General features: G+C 67.2%; 14 protein-coding genes. 7 read left to right on the top strand and 7 right to left on the bottom strand.

Features of this window, described 5'->3' with window-relative positions; translation table 11 throughout:
* Positions 1–154: 154 nt before the first annotated feature.
* The 3 genes from TSH20_RS02750 to TSH20_RS02740 are packed head-to-tail and all read left to right on the top strand — an operon-like array spanning position 155 to position 3,406.
* Positions 155–664 (top strand): MarR family transcriptional regulator, encoded by a 510-nt coding sequence (locus tag TSH20_RS02750; protein WP_247871473.1) that lies wholly within the window; start codon positions 155–157, stop codon positions 662–664.
* A gap of 33 nt (positions 665–697) precedes the next feature.
* Positions 698–1,819 (top strand): HlyD family secretion protein, encoded by a 1,122-nt coding sequence (locus TSH20_RS02745; protein ID WP_109073284.1) that lies wholly within the window; start codon positions 698–700, stop codon positions 1,817–1,819.
* Positions 1,820–1,861: 42 nt separating this feature from the next.
* On the top strand, positions 1,862–3,406 hold the full coding sequence (locus TSH20_RS02740) for a DHA2 family efflux MFS transporter permease subunit (protein ID WP_109073283.1): 1,545 nt from the start codon (positions 1,862–1,864) through the stop codon (positions 3,404–3,406).
* 13 nt (positions 3,407–3,419) lie between these two features.
* Here TSH20_RS02740 and TSH20_RS02735 read toward each other — a convergent pair whose 3' ends face one another.
* Together TSH20_RS02735 and TSH20_RS02730 are read right to left on the bottom strand one after the other, a co-directional pair.
* On the bottom strand, positions 3,420–3,764 hold the full coding sequence (locus TSH20_RS02735; RefSeq protein ID WP_109073282.1) for a four-helix bundle copper-binding protein: 345 nt from the start codon (positions 3,762–3,764) through the stop codon (positions 3,420–3,422).
* 80 nt (positions 3,765–3,844) lie between these two features.
* On the bottom strand, positions 3,845–4,303 hold the full coding sequence (locus tag TSH20_RS02730) for a DUF2934 domain-containing protein (RefSeq protein ID WP_247871472.1): 459 nt from the start codon (positions 4,301–4,303) through the stop codon (positions 3,845–3,847).
* 223 nt (positions 4,304–4,526) lie between these two features.
* On the opposite strand from TSH20_RS02730, the gene TSH20_RS02725 reads away from it, so the two are divergent.
* Complete coding sequence (locus TSH20_RS02725) at positions 4,527–6,164, top strand: glycosyltransferase family 39 protein (protein WP_109073281.1); 1,638 nt, start codon at positions 4,527–4,529, stop codon at positions 6,162–6,164.
* On the opposite strand, the gene TSH20_RS02720 is transcribed toward TSH20_RS02725, so the two are convergent.
* The gene (locus TSH20_RS02720; protein WP_109073280.1) at positions 6,161–7,099 is read right to left on the bottom strand and encodes a glycosyltransferase family 9 protein; all 939 of its coding nucleotides are present in this window, start codon (positions 7,097–7,099) and stop codon (positions 6,161–6,163) included. The genes TSH20_RS02725 and TSH20_RS02720 overlap by 4 nt on opposite strands.
* Positions 7,096–8,385 carry an O-antigen ligase family protein gene (locus TSH20_RS02715; protein ID WP_247871471.1) on the bottom strand — a complete coding sequence of 430 codons (1,290 nt, stop codon included), beginning with the start codon at positions 8,383–8,385 and terminating at the stop codon, positions 7,096–7,098. The genes TSH20_RS02720 and TSH20_RS02715 overlap by 4 nt, the downstream gene beginning before the upstream one ends.
* A gap of 553 nt (positions 8,386–8,938) precedes the next feature.
* Between TSH20_RS02715 and TSH20_RS02710 the strand changes: the two genes are divergently transcribed.
* The gene (locus TSH20_RS02710) at positions 8,939–10,447 is read left to right on the top strand and encodes a hypothetical protein (protein ID WP_109073278.1); all 1,509 of its coding nucleotides are present in this window, start codon (positions 8,939–8,941) and stop codon (positions 10,445–10,447) included.
* 340 nt (positions 10,448–10,787) lie between these two features.
* On the opposite strand, the gene TSH20_RS02705 is transcribed toward TSH20_RS02710, so the two are convergent.
* From TSH20_RS02705 to TSH20_RS02695, 3 genes are all read right to left on the bottom strand, one after another.
* A complete protein-coding gene (locus TSH20_RS02705; RefSeq protein ID WP_109073277.1) occupies positions 10,788–11,282 on the bottom strand; it encodes a GNAT family N-acetyltransferase in 495 nt (164 codons plus the stop codon).
* Positions 11,283–11,391: 109 nt separating this feature from the next.
* Positions 11,392–11,664: a GNAT family N-acetyltransferase gene (locus tag TSH20_RS02700; protein ID WP_109073276.1), complete on the bottom strand. Its 273-nt coding sequence runs from the start codon at positions 11,662–11,664 to the stop codon at positions 11,392–11,394.
* 91 nt (positions 11,665–11,755) lie between these two features.
* Positions 11,756–12,553 carry an RluA family pseudouridine synthase gene (locus tag TSH20_RS02695; RefSeq protein ID WP_109073316.1) on the bottom strand — a complete coding sequence of 266 codons (798 nt, stop codon included), beginning with the start codon at positions 12,551–12,553 and terminating at the stop codon, positions 11,756–11,758.
* A 415-nt stretch (positions 12,554–12,968) separates the two neighbouring features.
* Between TSH20_RS02695 and galU the strand changes: the two genes are divergently transcribed.
* Complete coding sequence (gene galU, locus TSH20_RS02690) at positions 12,969–13,838, top strand: UTP--glucose-1-phosphate uridylyltransferase GalU (protein WP_109073275.1); 870 nt, start codon at positions 12,969–12,971, stop codon at positions 13,836–13,838.
* A gap of 203 nt (positions 13,839–14,041) precedes the next feature.
* Positions 14,042–14,681 (top strand): nucleotide sugar dehydrogenase (locus tag TSH20_RS02685; protein WP_146207469.1); only part of this gene is annotated, 640 nt, incomplete at its 3' end.

Raw genomic sequence — 14,681 nt, 5'->3', positions numbered from 1 at the left:
ATGGAACGAAACGGGTGGGCACCTTAGCAATCTCCTGTCGCGCGCGCCAGAGGCGCGACATCGGCGTGGCCCTGCCATGCGCGCCGCGAGGATTGCCGATGATAAGCAGGCTTATTAATTCACCAAAATCGATAAGCAAGCTTATGATGTGCCGATGTCCTCCGCCGCCGATACCCGCTCTGCAAACTCCCATTCGATGAGCCTGGGTGCCGTCCTGACCGATACGGCGCGCATGATGCGCGTCCGTTTCGACCAGCGGGCCCGCCATCTCGGGCTGACCCGCGCTCAATGGTCGGTGATCGCCACGCTGGCGCGGAACGAAGGAATCAAGCAGGCGGCGCTGGCCGATCTGATGGAGATCGAGCCGATCACGCTCTGCCGGCAGATCGACCGCATGGAGGAGGGCGGCTGGATCGAACGCCGCGCCGATCCGACCGACCGGCGCGCCCGCCTGCCGCATCTGACGCCGAAAGCACATGCGGTGCTGGAGCAGGGCCGGGCGCTCGCCACCGGCATCTATGCGGAGGCGCTGGCCGGTCTTCCGTCCGACGCCGAGGCCAAGCTGGTCGAGATGCTGGCCCACATGCGCGCCAACCTGTCCGACCGCCGGGCGGCCGAGCCGCCCGAGAAGATGAGTGCCGAGAAGATCGCCGCCAAAGCCTGACGCATTCCTTTTTTCCTTCGGGACCCGACCGCAATGACCGCCGTGACCGACCGCGATACCGAAACCCGTCCTGCCGCTCAACCAGCTGCCAAACCCGTCCGCCGGACGCGCTGGCGCCGCTGGGTTCTGATGGCCGCTCTGCCGCTGCTGGTGGCGGTGGGCGGCGGCTATGAGTATGTCGTCGGCGGGCGCTATGTCTCGACCGACAACGCCTATGTCCAGCAGGACAAGGTGACGATCAGCCCGGACATCTCCGGCCGCATCGTCGAGGTGGCGGTGCGTGAGAGCCAGCCGGTCCATCGCGGCGACCTGTTGTTCCGCATCGATGACGAGCCTTATCGGCTGGCCCTCCAGCAGGCGGACGCGGCGCTGGCGTCGGCGCGGCTGAAGGTGGAGCAGTTGCGCGCCGACCTGGGTGAGGCGCAGGCCAAGCAGGCCGCGGCGGAGGAGAAGGTTGCCTTCGAGCAGCGCGAGTTCCAGCGCCAGCAGGATCTGCTGAAGACCGGCGTTGCCGCGCGCGCGACCTATGATTCCGTGCGCCATGACCTGATGGCGGCGCAGCAGGACCTGAACACCGAAAAGCAGGCGGTGGTCAGCGCCCGCGCCGCGCTGGGCGGCGATCCCGACATCCCCACCGACCGCCATCCGATGGTGCTGGAGGCGCTGGCGAAGAAGGCGACCGCACAGCGCGACCTGGACCACACGGTGGTGACGGCGCCGGCCGATGGCGTGGTCAGCCAGACCGACCGTCTGCTCGTCGGGCAATACGCCTCCGTCGGGCTCTCGGCGGTCAGTCTGGTCATGAGCGGGTCGAGTTGGGTCGAGGCCAATTTCAAGGAAACCGACCTGACCCACATGGCCGTCGGCCAGACCGCGACCGTGGTGCTGGACGCCTATTCCGGCCGCACCTTGAGCGCCCATGTCGAGAGCATAGGCGCCGGCACCGGATCTGAGTTCTCGGTCCTGCCCGCCCAGAACGCCACCGGCAACTGGGTGAAGGTGGTGCAGCGCGTGCCGGTCCGTCTGCGCATCGACGGGACGGATGCCGCCGACGTGCCGCTGCGCACCGGCCTGAGCGCCGATGTGGAGGTCGACACCCATTACAGCCGGCCGCTGCCGGGCGTGATCGGCAGCGCGGTCGCGGCGATCCGGTAGGGCCTTCGCCTCCTCCAACCGACAATCATCCGCAGGCACCCCATGGCCGCCAGCCAATCCCCTGCCGCCCCGCATGAGGTGAAGCATCGCGGCATGATCACCGTGTCGATCATGCTCGCCACCATCATGCAGGTGCTGGACACCACCATCGCCAACGTCGCCCTGCCCAGCATGCAGGGCAGCCTGGGGGCGGCGCAGGACACCATCACCTGGGTGCTGACCTCCTACATCGTGGCCGCGGCCATCGCCACGCCGGCCACCGGCTGGATGGCCGACCGGTTCGGGCGCAAGCGGCTGTTCCTGATCGCGGTGGCAGGCTTCACCGCGGCCTCGGTGCTGTGCGGGCTGGCCGGCAGCCTGACGCAAATGGTGGCCTTCCGGCTGGTGCAGGGCATCTTCGGCGCGGCGCTGGTGCCGCTGTCCCAATCGGTGCTGCTGGACATCAACCCGAAGGAGCGGCACGGGCAGGCGATGGCGCTGTGGGGCGCCGGCATCATGGTCGGTCCCATCGCCGGGCCGACGCTGGGCGGCTGGCTGACCGACAGCTTCAGCTGGCGCTGGGTCTTCTACATCAACCTGCCGGTCGGGCTGCTGGCTTTCTTCGGCATGCTGATCTTCCTGCACGAGACCAAGGGCCGGCAGCGCGGCTTCGATTTCTTCGGCTTCGCCATGCTGGGGCTGGCGGTCGGCGCCTTCCAGATGCTGCTGGACCGCGGCGAGCAGTTGGACTGGTTCGGCGCGACCGAGATCTGGATCGAGACGGCGCTGGCCGCCTGCGCCTTCTGGATCTTCACCGTCCACATCGCCACCGCCCACGGCAACACGAAGACCGAGCCCTTCATCGACCCGGCGCTGCTGCGCGACCGCAACTTCGTCACCGGCCTGATCCTGATCTTCGTGATCGGCGTGATCCTGCTGGCGACGATGGCGCTGCTGCCGCCGATGTTGCAGAACCTGCTGGGCTACCCGACGGTCACCACCGGGCTGGTGCTGGCGCCGCGCGGCGTCGGCACGATGATCTCGATGTTGATGGTGGGACGGCTGGTGCGCAAGGTGGACGCGCGGCTGCTGATCCTGGCGGGCGTGCTGCTGACCAGCTGGTCGCTGTGGTACATGACCGGCTTCACCATCGTGATGGACCGCGAGCCGATCATCATCAGCGGCGTGGTGCAGGGGCTGGGGTTGGGGCTGGTGTTCGTGCCGCTCAGCACCATCGCCTTCGCCACGCTGGAGCCGCGGCTGCGCACCGATGCCGCCAGCCTGTTCAGCCTGGTCCGCAACCTTGGGAGCAGCGTCGGCATCTCGGTGGTGATGACGCTGCTGTCGCAGAACACCCAGGTCAACCATGCCAGCCTGGCCGCACATCTGACGCCGTTTTCCCAGGCGATGACGGAGCAGGTCACCGCGTCGCCGGAGGCGCTGGCGATGCTGAATGCCCAGGTCACGCAGCAAGCGGCGATGATCGCCTACATCGACGACTTCAAGCTGATGATGTACGTCGCGCTGCTGGTGATCCCGATGCTGCTGCTGCTCCGGCGGCCTAAGGCGGGGGCCCCGGCGCCGGAGGACGCGGCGGTGATGGAGTAGGCGGACGCCCCGATCAGGCGGCCATGCGCGACATCGAGCGGCAGCTTTCGGCGCAGCGGCGGCACATCTCGGCGCAACGCTTCATCATGGAATCGTCGGCCATGCGGTCGCAATCGTCGGCACAGGCCGCACAGATCTCGGCACAGGCGCCGCAGGTGAGATGGTGGAAGCGGGAGCCGCGAATCATGAAATCCGCGCTGGTGCGGCAGATGTCGACGCAGTCCAGCAGCAGGCGGATATGCCCGGCCTCCGCATGCGCACCGCCTTTGGTCAGGCAGTGCGCGACGGTTTCCAGGCAGATCGTGTGGCAGTCGGTGCAGTTGCGGATGCAGTCGTCCATCGACGGCGAGCCGGCCATGGGAAGTCCTCCGGAGAAGTTTACAGGATGTCCCTGACAACCGGCTCCGGAGCCGAAGGGTTCCGACGGTGAGGCCGGGTTCAGCCGGCCGAGGCGCTCTTGCCGCTGTCCTTCTTCGGACCGCGCGGGGTCTTGGCGGGCGTCGCCTTGGCGGTGGTCTTTCCGGCTGCCGGCTTGGGGGCAGCCTCGGCCTTCGGCTTGGCCGTGGCCGTGGCCGGCTTAGTCTTCGCGGGCTTGGCGGGGGCGGATTTGGCGCCCTCCGCCGGGGTGCTCGCGACTTCGGACAGGGATTCAGCGGCGGCGCGGGTGCTCTTGCCGGCGGCCTTGGAGGTGGCGGTCTTCTTGCGCGATCCGGCTGCCTTTTCGGTCGGCTCCAGCGCGCCGGCGCCGCGGATTTCCGCTTCCGCCTGGGTCCAATGGTCGGAATCGCGGCCGTGCGGACGGCCCTCGCTCTCCCACAACTCGTGGGCGCGGCGTCGGATACGCTCCAGGATGTCGTCGGTATCGGCCATCGAGTCCCCCATGTGTTTGTCCGGCATGTGTCTGTCCGGCATTTGTCTGCCCGGCGGGTCTGCCATACCGTATTTTGTGGCAGCGACCCGTCAACGTTGCAAAGCCACTCGTGCGAGGCACCACGAAAGAGGCGGAGACTCCCGACTCCACCGTTTCATGAGGGCAACACCGCAGGATCGGACTGGTTCCCAATCGCTCATTTCCGTGCCACAAGGCGCCCGCCGACCTGAACCGTGAGCGCAGCCCATCATGACGCCTGCACCCTCCGTCGCCCGTCCCTCCCTGCTCGACCGTGTCGTGGCGGCGCCCTGGTGGCTGCTGTGCCTGGGGCTGGCCGCAGCGATGGTGCTGTCGGTGTTGCTGGTCGGGTTCCGGCTGCCCTACTGGGTGCATTCGGATCAGGATCTCGTGCTGGCCTATCACGGGCTGCTGTTCGGCGACGGGTTGCCGCAGGAGTATTTCGACCATCCCGGCTACGGCTATTTCCTGGTGATCGACGTCTGGTACCGGCTGTTGCATACGGTCGGGCTGCTGCCGGTCGCCAGCCTGTCGGCCCTGCCGACGGGCAGCGACGTGGTGGCGACGGAGGCGGTATGGCAGTCGCTGATCCAGGCCGGGCGGGCGCTGTCGATCCTGCTGACCGCCGCCTTCGCCGTCAGCTACGCCACGCTGCTGCGCGGGCTGCTGGGCGACCGGCGGGTGGCGCTGCTGGCCGGGGTGTTGCTGGCCTTCGGCGTCGGGCTGACGGCGCAGGGGCGGCAGATGCGCACCGACCTGCTGTCGGCCGGCTTCGTCGTGCTGGGTCTGCTGCTGGTCCTGCGGGCTGTGCGGCCGGCGGACGGGCGTGGCTGCGGCGGCGCGTCGCTGCTGCAGTTGGCGCTGGGTGGGCTGCTGGTCGGGCTGGCCATGGTGACCAAGGTGCAGGCGGTATTCCTGGCGATGGGGCTGCCGGTGGCGGCGATCCTGTTCGGGCGCAGGGCGGAGCCGGAGACCGCTCCGGGAGCGGCCTGGGGCGTGGCGGCTGTGGTCGGGTTGCTGGCGGCCGCGGCGGTGGTGCCGGCCTTCGGGCTGATCCAGGCCGGGCTGGCCGGCTGGGGGCGGGCGGTCTATCCCTACACCCCCGTCGGAAGTTGGCCTGGCGGCGGGCTGTCGGGCGGCGGATACCAGAGCATCGTCGCCGGCTGGGTTCTGGTTGGCATCCTGGTCCATGCGGTGGTCCACCGGGTGCCGGCGGCCCGCGCGGTGGCCGGGGCGGCGGCGGTTCTGCTGGGGCTGGCGGTCGGGCTGCTGGCGCTCGACATCCGCTGGAACGAGCAGAACGCCATCGCCGTGGCCAACTTCGTCGAGCACATGTTCGTCTTCTCCTCCTGGCGGCACGGGGCGGAGTTGCAGGGGCAGGGCAACGTGGTGGGGCAGGGGACGCTTGGCCTGCTGCTGGCCGGCATCGGCCGCACGCTGGCGATCCGCACCATCCTCCTCCACCCCGACAACATCCCGCAGACCATCATCGTGGAGTGGTTCGCCCTGGCCGGGGCGGTGGTGCTGTGGCGGCGGGGGGAAAAGCTGGCCGCGGTGCAGGCGCTGTTCCTGCTGCTGGTCGCCTGGGGGCTGGAGGCGCTGTTCTCGCTGCGCGGTTTCCAGCGCGCCTATGCCGCCTACACCGACCCGCTGGCGATCCTGTCCGCCGCCTGGGTGCTGGCGCGGATGCCGGGGCTGCTGGACCGAAACAAGCCGCGGCGCTGGATCCTGGGCGGCGTGGCGCTGGTGGTGCTTGCCGCCCATGCCTGGCCGAACATCGAGACCCGGAAGCTGCCGAATCCGGTCACCCATTGCGAGTGGATCCCGATCTACATGCCCAAGGTGGCGCCATTTCCCTTCTGCCGTTAGGAGCCTCCCATCTCCCGCGCGTGGTCCAGCGCCTCGACCACGCCGGCGCTGTCGATGTCGGCGAAGTCGGGGCGGTGGTGGATCAGCACGCGCGGGCCGGTGCTGTGGATCGGGTCGGAGGCGTCGGAGAACACCACCACGGTGGGGCAGCCGACCGCGGCGATCAGGTGGGTCGGGCCGGTGTCGTTGCCGACCGCCCCCCAGGCCCGGCGTGCCAGCCCGCCCAGTTCCGGCACGCTGGTGCGGTCGGTGAGATCGACAGCCTGGGGGCAATACTCTGCGATGGAGCGGGCGAGGTCGCTCTCGATGCCCGTGCCGATCACCACCGGAATGATGCCGCGCCCGGCCAGCGCCGCCGCCACCTCGGCATAGCGGCGGACCGGCCAACGCTTGTCCGGCCGTCCGGGGGAGGAGCCGGGGACCAGCAACGCGAACCGCTCCGGCAGACCGAACTTGGAAATGTCGGCGTCGAGCCAGGACAGGTCCGGCGTCTCGTCCGGCACGATGCCGAAGGGGGCGAGCTGACGCACATAGCGCTCGCGCACCGGCACCTTGCGCCGGCCCTCGTAGCGGTCGGGATGGGAGGCGCCACGGGCGGTGCCCGACCATTCCGGCCAGGGGCCGGGGAACAGCAGCCGGTGGTACAGGTCGGTGCGCGTCTGCGCCTGGAGGTCGTAGACGCGGTCGAAGCGATGGGCGCGCAGAGTGCGGCGGATCGTCAGATAGGCCGACAGCGACCGCTCGCGCGGGTCCTCCAGCACCTCGTCGAACAGGCCGCTCATGCGGGCGAGCGGGGCGAGGGAGGGCAGGGTCAGCAGCGTCACCCGGTCGCCGGCATGGTGGCGGCGGATGGCGGCGAAGGTCGTCTGGGCCAGGAAGAAGTCGCCGAAGGCGCCCAGCTTGATGACCAGGATGCGGAGCGGGCGCTTGCTCATTGTGTCTTGTCCCCGATACGGGCCCCGATACGGGTTGCCAGCCGCAGCATCAGCGCGGCGGAAAGGAAGCCTGCCATCCACCAGGGCTGCCAGATGCCGTAGGCGGTGCTGCCCATCGCCATCGCCGTGGCGAACAGGGCGAGCGCGAAGGGCTGGTCGTGGCGCTCCAGCCGGGCGGTGGCGGCCAGCAGCATCAGCATGACGGCCAGGGCCAGCGCCGCTCCGACCGCTCCGGTCTCCAGCCAGACCTGCAGGAAGGCGTTGTGGGGATGCAGCGGCAGCAGGCTGTCGCCGATCGGCGAAAAGTCCGACACCGCCCCGTCCGGCGGCAGGGAGCGCGAGGCGTCGATTCCCTGGCCGAACACCGGTGTGCGCAACGCGCGGTCCGCCGCATGGCCCCAGATCTCCACCCGGTGCTGGGCCGAGCGGAAGAGCAGGCCGGAATGGTCGAGGTCGAGCGGGCCGGAGAACAGCAGGGCGGCGGGCAGCACCAGCAGGAAGGCGGCGGTCACCGCGGTGGCGAACAGCCGGCGGGTCCAGACGGCGGATGCACGGGCGGCGGCCAGAGTGACCAGCCCGGCGGCGATGCCCAGCATGGCCGAACGGCTGGTCAGCGGCAGGCAGGCCAGTGCATAGCCGACCGGCACCAGCAGGGCCGGCATCCGGCGTCCGAAGCGGTCCACCGCCAGGGCGGCCGGCCAGACCAGCAGGCAGAGCAGCGCCGCGGTCCGTTTCGGCACATTGCCGTTCAGCAGGTTGGGCAGCTGGTCGTCGGGCACGCTGTTCCACCAGCGGTTCAGCGGGAAGTCGAGCGCCGCCTCCACCGCGAACAGCAGCCCGCCGGCCAGCCCGCCGGCCAGGAACAGCCCGCCCAGCCGCCGCGCCTCGGCCGCCGGCAGCCCGGCGATCCAGGCGCCGCCGGCCAGCGCGCCGAGCGCGATGTAGCCGATCTCCAGCACCGTCTCCAGCGCGCGGTCCGAAGGGCTCCACAGGCTGGAGACCAGGGCCAGCAGCAGGAAGGCCGCCACCGCGGCGACCGGCGGGGTCAGCCGCAGGATGCGTCCGAAGCTTCCACGACGGGCCAGCCCGGTCAGCGACAGCACGAGGACCAGGATGGCCCAGACCGGCAGCCCGCGCGGGGCGAGCGCGGCCAGCGGCCCCAGCACCAGGGCGGCGGCCCCGGCCAGACCCCGCAACGCGGCGTCGACCCCGCTGCCGGCTGGGGGCGGGGCGGGAGACGGTGGGGCGGGGCGCGACGCGGTGGCGTCCAGGGACTCGACGGGCATGAACTCGACGCGGATCAGCGGAAACCGGCGGGGACTTAACCGCACTCCCGCCGCGAAAGCAACGGCGCGCGGTCCTTGGCGGCGGGGCGCCGGGCTGGAGGTTTGGAACAGCGTGAAACAGGGTTGCGGGTGCTGTTCCATTGTTTCATCCGGCAGCGGGGTGGCCGGCGGGCCGCGCCGGATGGGACGTTTGAAACACCGTGAAACAGGATTCCGGGTGCTGTTCCACTGTTCCATCGGGCGTGAAGCCGTTGGTGTCGAACGCAGATCGGGTGGGCGGCATCCGGCGGGGCATGGCGGTCCCTTCCTGGTGGCGGCAGGATGACATTCCTATCACGGATGCGGGGGGATGGGAAAAGGGTGGGTGAAAAATCGGGCGGTGCAGTGGGTTTCCCGAAACTGCGTCCTGATGGAAAGTTGTTAGGAATTGCGCTGTTTAGATGGTGGAGCGCGGGTGGAGGTTCGTCGGCTTTGCCGAATCCTGTTCTCTGTGCAATTTTCGTGGGTCAGAAAAGACGGTGCCCGTCACCATCGCGCAGTCAGGGGTCAGCCGATGTCTTCCGCAGAGCCGAATATTCGCTGCCAATGCCCCGACGGTCATCTGGCTGCCGGAAACAACCACTTCGACAACAAAAAATACGACGAGGCGATTTCAGCGTTCTTTCAGCACATCGCCCAGCACCCGGGATGCGCGGAGGCGATTTTCAACCTGGCGGCTTTGTTCGAAGACATCAATGATCCCGAAAAGGCGGCAAGTCATTTTCTTGAGGTCGCCAAACAGCATCCTGCGCATCTGCCGTCCTGGCAACGGGGGCTGATGGCCCTTGCGAAAGCCCGCCAAGCCGACGCCTTCGCCGACGCGCTCGTTTCCTTCATCAAGGCTTGCGAGGAGCAGGGCCTGTTCTGGAAATGGCCTTACTACATGCTCCAGCATGCCTGCGACCATCACATGGCACGGGACGACCGGGAGGCCGCCTTCGCCTTCTTCAACGCCACGATCGGGCGGTCGCAGCAATATGCCCGCCTGCATATGTGCTGGTTCATCTTTCTTTTCGGCGGCTACTTCATGCGCATTGGAGACATGAAGAACAGTTTGAACTGTATGAAGTTTGCTGCCAAGGAGGTTCGCTTCCTGGTTCACGCGTCCTTCGGCGACGAATTCAGCCAACGTATTGCGTCGGTTCCGGAAGAGTTGGTGCGCCGCTTCGATGCGAGTATCGACTTCCCGGATCAGGAACTGCCGGACGCTGCGGATTACCGGTGTGTTGTGCTCAGCGCCTGCGATGCGGGGTATTTCAAGCGCTTCGGGTTGCTTATGGCGCTTTCGGTCGATCTCTTCTCCCACGATAAACGCATCGTCCACTTCCACGTCGTCGATGCCGACGAGGCGTGCGACGCCCTGGTATCCGGACTGCGGGCGCTGATGCGCAAGACCCACATCGGCTACAGCCGCCAACCGGACTTCCAGGAACTCCCGCGAGAGGACAAGATTACGTATTTCACCTGTTCACGCTTCATGGTTGCCGACCGTGTGATCCAGCGGTATAAAATTCCACTCCTGATTGCTGACGTCGATGGCGTTTTCGTCGATGACCCCGTTCTTTTCACGGATCAGTTCTCTGAAGAGGCGCCGCTTGCCCTGCTCTACAGCCCGGAGCGTCTTGACGCCATGTACAATGGCGTAGGAGGCGGACTGGTCGGTCTTTACCCGACGCAACGGACGGCGGCACTCGTCGACCTCGTCAAGCGATACATGCTCTACTGGTACGAACGCAGACAGATGGTGTGGTTCTTCGATCAGCTCAGCTGGGTATGTGCGGTTGAAGAGGCGAAGCGGCGGGAATGGAACCTGCCTGTGACCCGCCTGGTCATGGACCGCGGGAGAATCTCATTGGGCGCCGCCAGGTTCTTTCAGGTTTTCGACGAGAAGAAGGAAAGCGGTTTCGACCAGAAACTTGCGCTGTTCCTCGACGAGATAGGATCACGCTGGGCATCCGGCACGATCTCCCCGGAAGAGGCGAAATCCCGATACAGGTCCTTCTTCGGACTGGAAGACATGTGAGGGGGAGGGAAGTCTGGTCATAGGGTTCGAACGCAGCGAAGGCCAGGGGACGGACGGCTACTGGATTTGCGGGATGAGTCGGGACGATCTCGATCTGCCTGTGGGCACCGTCAATTTGTTGACGACCGGGCAGAGTGAAGGCACTGCGGACAGCCGCGGTCTGCTGATTACGCGAACAGCGCCCACCTCGGCAGGAAGCGGTAGCCGGCGTAACGGGGATCACGGGAGGTCGTCATCGCAACCCTTTACCGACCTGCATTCCCGCAAGCCATCCTGAACTCGACTGTGCCCGGCTGTTCGAGGTCACGAGTCTCGACTTGGGGTGAGGACGTGATTGGGCCTAGCAACGAAGGATTTTTGCCATCAGAAGTTCGTCGATATAAACCCCGTCCACTTTCAGCGCCCGCGGCTCCGTTCCGAATGCCTTGAAGCCCAGGCGTTCGTAAAAGCCAATGGCACGCTTGTTGGTCGCGGTGACGGAGAGATGAATCTGTTCGACATGGTCCTCGGCATGGGCGAGCAGGGTGGTCATGACTGTGTGGGCCAAGCCGCTGCCCCGCCTGTTCTCGCGGACATAGACACCCCAAAGTATCCCTTTGTGTCGTGACTTGGCCTTGTCGGAGGTCAACAGTCCGGCCGTCGCATTAAGCTTTCCGTCGACGAACCCGCCGACGATGTATCCGCCCGTGATCCAATCCGCAAAGCTGGAGAGAGGGCGGGCGCATTCCTCGGCATGACTCGATCCAAACGCCTCGGGATGCCGCTGAAGGGCTTCAAGACGGAGCGAACGAAACTCCTCCGCATCTTCCGGCAAGAGCTGCCTCACCAGTGTCATGTGCCTGCCTTCTCCGGACGCCTCTGCCTAACGCGGTTGCACTGCCGCCTACCGTGGAGGTGAGCGTACGATGTGTTTCGCCGGCAGAGCCATCGGCAGATGTACTCCCTCACGCCAGCAAATCGTCGTGCCGGTTGCGTCTGATCCACAGCGCGGCGTAGCTGCAGAGCGGGACGATCTTCAGCCCCTCGGTGCGGGCGGTCTCGACCACGCCTGCCATCAGGCGGCCGGCGGCGCCGGTGCCGCGCAGCGAGGGCGGGGCCTCGACATAGGAAATCACCAGGGTCTGTCCGTTGCGGCGGTAGTCGGCGAAAACCGTCTGGTTGCCGACCGCCAGTTCGAACCGGTTCATGGCGCGGTTGTCGGTGACCGCCTGTCCCATCCTGTGCGCTCCGTCGGTTGTGGGGCCTTCCCCCTTAACAATGGGATGCGGCAGGCGGGAGGTCAGTCCCCCCTTTGCGCGGAAACCGTCCTTACTCCCCTTGCCAGCCGCAGGCCGACAGGGCGTCCCGCATATGCTTCGGTGCCGGGGCGACGGCGCTGACGGGGGCGTGTTCGAAGGCCATGCGGAAGGCGACGGAGCGGGCCAGCAGGTGAAGGTTGCCGGGCGGCCGGCGCTCGGGTCCGTAGAAGGGCTCGCCCACCAGCGGGCAGCCGATGGCGGCGCAATGGACGCGGATCTGGTGGGTGCGACCGGTGCGCGGGCGAAGCTCGAGCCAGGAGCGGCCGTCTGCGCTGGTGCCGAGGACCCGGTATTCGGTGACCGCCGGCTGGCCGGCCGGATCGGGCAGGATGGTCCAGGAGGAGCGGGAGGCTCCCAACGAGGATTTGGGCTCGATCTTCTTCAGCAGGGGCAGGTCGATGACGCCGGAGTCCGCGTCCGGGATCCCCTCGGCCACCGCCCAATAGGTCTTCTCGACATGGCCGGCGGCGAACATTTGGCCGAAGCGCTTCAGCGCCCAGGGGGTGCGGCCCAGGATCAGGCAGCCGGCGGTGTCGCGATCCAGCCGGTGGGCGAGCTTCGGCGGCTCGCCGATCCGGCCATCGCCGATCAGGCCGTCACCGTCCGCCTCGGCGAGATGGGGCAGGTACAGCTCCAGATGGTCGGTGATGCGGCCCGCCTTATGGACGGCCAGACCGGCCGGCTTGTCGATGACGAAGCACTCCGTGTCCCGATGCAGGACGCGGGCATGCAACTGGTCCGCGGTCAGCGAGGGCACGGTCAGCGAGGGTGGGGGCGGCAAGATGGAGGTACGCGAGTCGGAGATCATGGCCGGCACCATGGCCGCCTGCGGGCCGCTTGCGCAAGTATTCGCGCAAGATCCGCAATCGAGCGTCATACGGAAAGTTCGCCAGCCAAAGCATGACGGCGGACAGCCAGCGGCACGGTGTCGCGCCCGTGGTTTGCGGCGCTTTTCCAAGCGTTACTGCCTATGAGAAAGGTCCGGGCCGGCTTCGGACCTTGCGGATAAAGATCGGCTTGTACGAGGACATTCGGCCGGTTTTCTTTTGATTTCGGCCGCCGGGACTAGCCTTTTGCCCGGTCTCGGAAGGTTTGTTGCGCAGTCGCGGAAGGCGTGGCAGAAAGCCGGGGACCACGGCCCGTGCTTCCGCAGGCTTCGCTTGCGGTTGGGCGGTCCCGTGGGACCATGGATTTGATTTCGCCTCAACCACAAGAGACGTCCAATGCGGAAACCCGTGCGCAAGGTGGTGTTCCCGGTCGCCGGTCTCGGCACGCGCTTCCTGCCGGCCACCAAGGCCATCCCGAAAGAGATGCTGCCCCTGGTCGACCGCCCCCTGCTGCAGCATGCCGTCGAAGAGGCGCGCGCCGCCGGCATCGAGGATTTCGTTTTCGTCACCGGCCGTTCCAAGCGCGCCATCGAAGACCATTTCGACGCCGACACCGAACTGAACCGCACGCTTGAAGAGCGCGGCAAGCTGGACGCGCTGGAAGAGGTCCGCCACAGCGAGATCGCTCCCGGCCGCTGCTTCTACACCCGCCAGCAGGTTCCGCTCGGCCTCGGCCACGCCGTGTGGTGCGCCCGCGCCCTGATCGGCAACGACCCGTTCGCCATCGTGCTGCCCGACGACTTCGTCCAGGGCAAGACCCCCTGCCTGAAGCAGATGGTCGAGGCGTACGAGGAAGTCGGCGGCAACATCGTCGCCGTCGTCGACGTGCCGCGCGAAAAGACCAGCAGCTACGGTATCCTGGACGTCGAGAAGGACGACGGCCGTCTGGCCACCGTCCGTGGTCTCGTCGAAAAGCCGAAGCCGGAAGACGCGCCGTCGACCCTGTCGATCATCGGCCGCTACATCCTGCAGCCGGAAATCTTCGATCATCTGGAAAAGCAGCAGCGCGGCGCCGGCAACGAAATCCAGCTGACCGACGCCATGGCCAACCTGATCGGCACCCAGCCGTTCCACGGCCTGCGCTTCGAAGGCACCCGCTACGACTGCGGCGACAAGGTCGGCTTCATCGAAGCGACGCTGGCCCACGCGCTGAACCGGCCGGACATGGCCGGCAAGGTGCGCGAGATGCTGCGCAAATATTGCTGAGCGACGGGCCGTATGCATGACGCCGTGCCCGCCCCCGTCCCCTGATCCGGACGGCGGCGGGCGCGTGCGTTTGGGCTGCGTCCCCGAATGCTGAGCAATGATAAGAGCCGGCCGCATCGAATGGCCGGCCATGAGGAACGCCCTGTCAGGGCATCCCAGAGATATACAGGTTTCCTTATTTTCAAGGACATGAGGGGGACGCGATGCGCATTGCGATGATCGGCACGGGCTATGTCGGCCTGGTCTCCGGCGCTTGCTTTTCGGAGTTCGGCGTGCACGTCACTTGCGTCGACAAGGACGCCGGCAAGATCGAGCGGCTGAAGAACGGCGAGATTCCGATCTACGAGCCCGGCCTGGACGACCTCGTCGCCCGCAACGTCGCCGCCGGCCGCCTGTCCTTCACCATGGATCTGAAGGAGGCGATGCAGGGCGTCGACGCCGTGTTCATCGCGGTCGGCACCCCGTCGCGCCGCGGCGACGGCCATGCCGATCTGTCCTATGTCTTCGGCGCCGCCGAGGAGATCGCCCAGCATCTCGACCACTACACGGTGGTGGTGACCAAGTCGACCGTGCCGGTCGGGACGGGCCGCGAGGTCGAGGCGATCATCCGCCGCGTCCGCCCCGAGGCCGAGTTCGACATCGCCTCCAACCCCGAATTCCTGCGCGAAGGCTCCGCCATCGGCGACTTCATGCGGCCCGACCGCGTCGTCATCGGCGCCACGTCGGAGCGCGCGGGCGACGTGATGCGCCGGCTTTACCGGCCGCTCTACCTGATCGAGACGCCGATCGTGGTGACCTCGCTGGAGACGGCGGAGCTGACGAAATACGCCGCCAACACCTTCC

The sequence above is a fragment of the Azospirillum sp. TSH20 genome (genome assembly GCF_003115935.1).
Classification (GTDB): Bacteria; Pseudomonadota; Alphaproteobacteria; order Azospirillales; family Azospirillaceae; genus Azospirillum.
This window is presented reverse-complemented; position numbering and strand designations above follow the sequence as displayed.

Coding starts and splice junctions, on each gene's coding strand:
- TSH20_RS02750 (WP_247871473.1), top strand. CDS start 155: ATGTCCTCCGCCGCCGATACCCGCTCTGCAAACTCCCATTCGATGAGC.
- TSH20_RS02745 (WP_109073284.1), top strand. CDS start 698: ATGACCGCCGTGACCGACCGCGATACCGAAACCCGTCCTGCCGCTCAA.
- TSH20_RS02740 (WP_109073283.1), top strand. CDS start 1,862: ATGGCCGCCAGCCAATCCCCTGCCGCCCCGCATGAGGTGAAGCATCGC.
- TSH20_RS02735 (WP_109073282.1), bottom strand. CDS start 3,764: ATGGCCGGCTCGCCGTCGATGGACGACTGCATCCGCAACTGCACCGAC.
- TSH20_RS02730 (WP_247871472.1), bottom strand. CDS start 4,303: ATGCCGGACAAACACATGGGGGACTCGATGGCCGATACCGACGACATC.
- TSH20_RS02725 (WP_109073281.1), top strand. CDS start 4,527: ATGACGCCTGCACCCTCCGTCGCCCGTCCCTCCCTGCTCGACCGTGTC.
- TSH20_RS02720 (WP_109073280.1), bottom strand. CDS start 7,099: ATGAGCAAGCGCCCGCTCCGCATCCTGGTCATCAAGCTGGGCGCCTTC.
- TSH20_RS02715 (WP_247871471.1), bottom strand. CDS start 8,385: ATGCCCGTCGAGTCCCTGGACGCCACCGCGTCGCGCCCCGCCCCACCG.
- TSH20_RS02710 (WP_109073278.1), top strand. CDS start 8,939: ATGTCTTCCGCAGAGCCGAATATTCGCTGCCAATGCCCCGACGGTCAT.
- TSH20_RS02705 (WP_109073277.1), bottom strand. CDS start 11,282: ATGACACTGGTGAGGCAGCTCTTGCCGGAAGATGCGGAGGAGTTTCGT.
- TSH20_RS02700 (WP_109073276.1), bottom strand. CDS start 11,664: ATGGGACAGGCGGTCACCGACAACCGCGCCATGAACCGGTTCGAACTG.
- TSH20_RS02695 (WP_109073316.1), bottom strand. CDS start 12,553: ATGATCTCCGACTCGCGTACCTCCATCTTGCCGCCCCCACCCTCGCTG.
- galU (WP_109073275.1), top strand. CDS start 12,969: ATGCGGAAACCCGTGCGCAAGGTGGTGTTCCCGGTCGCCGGTCTCGGC.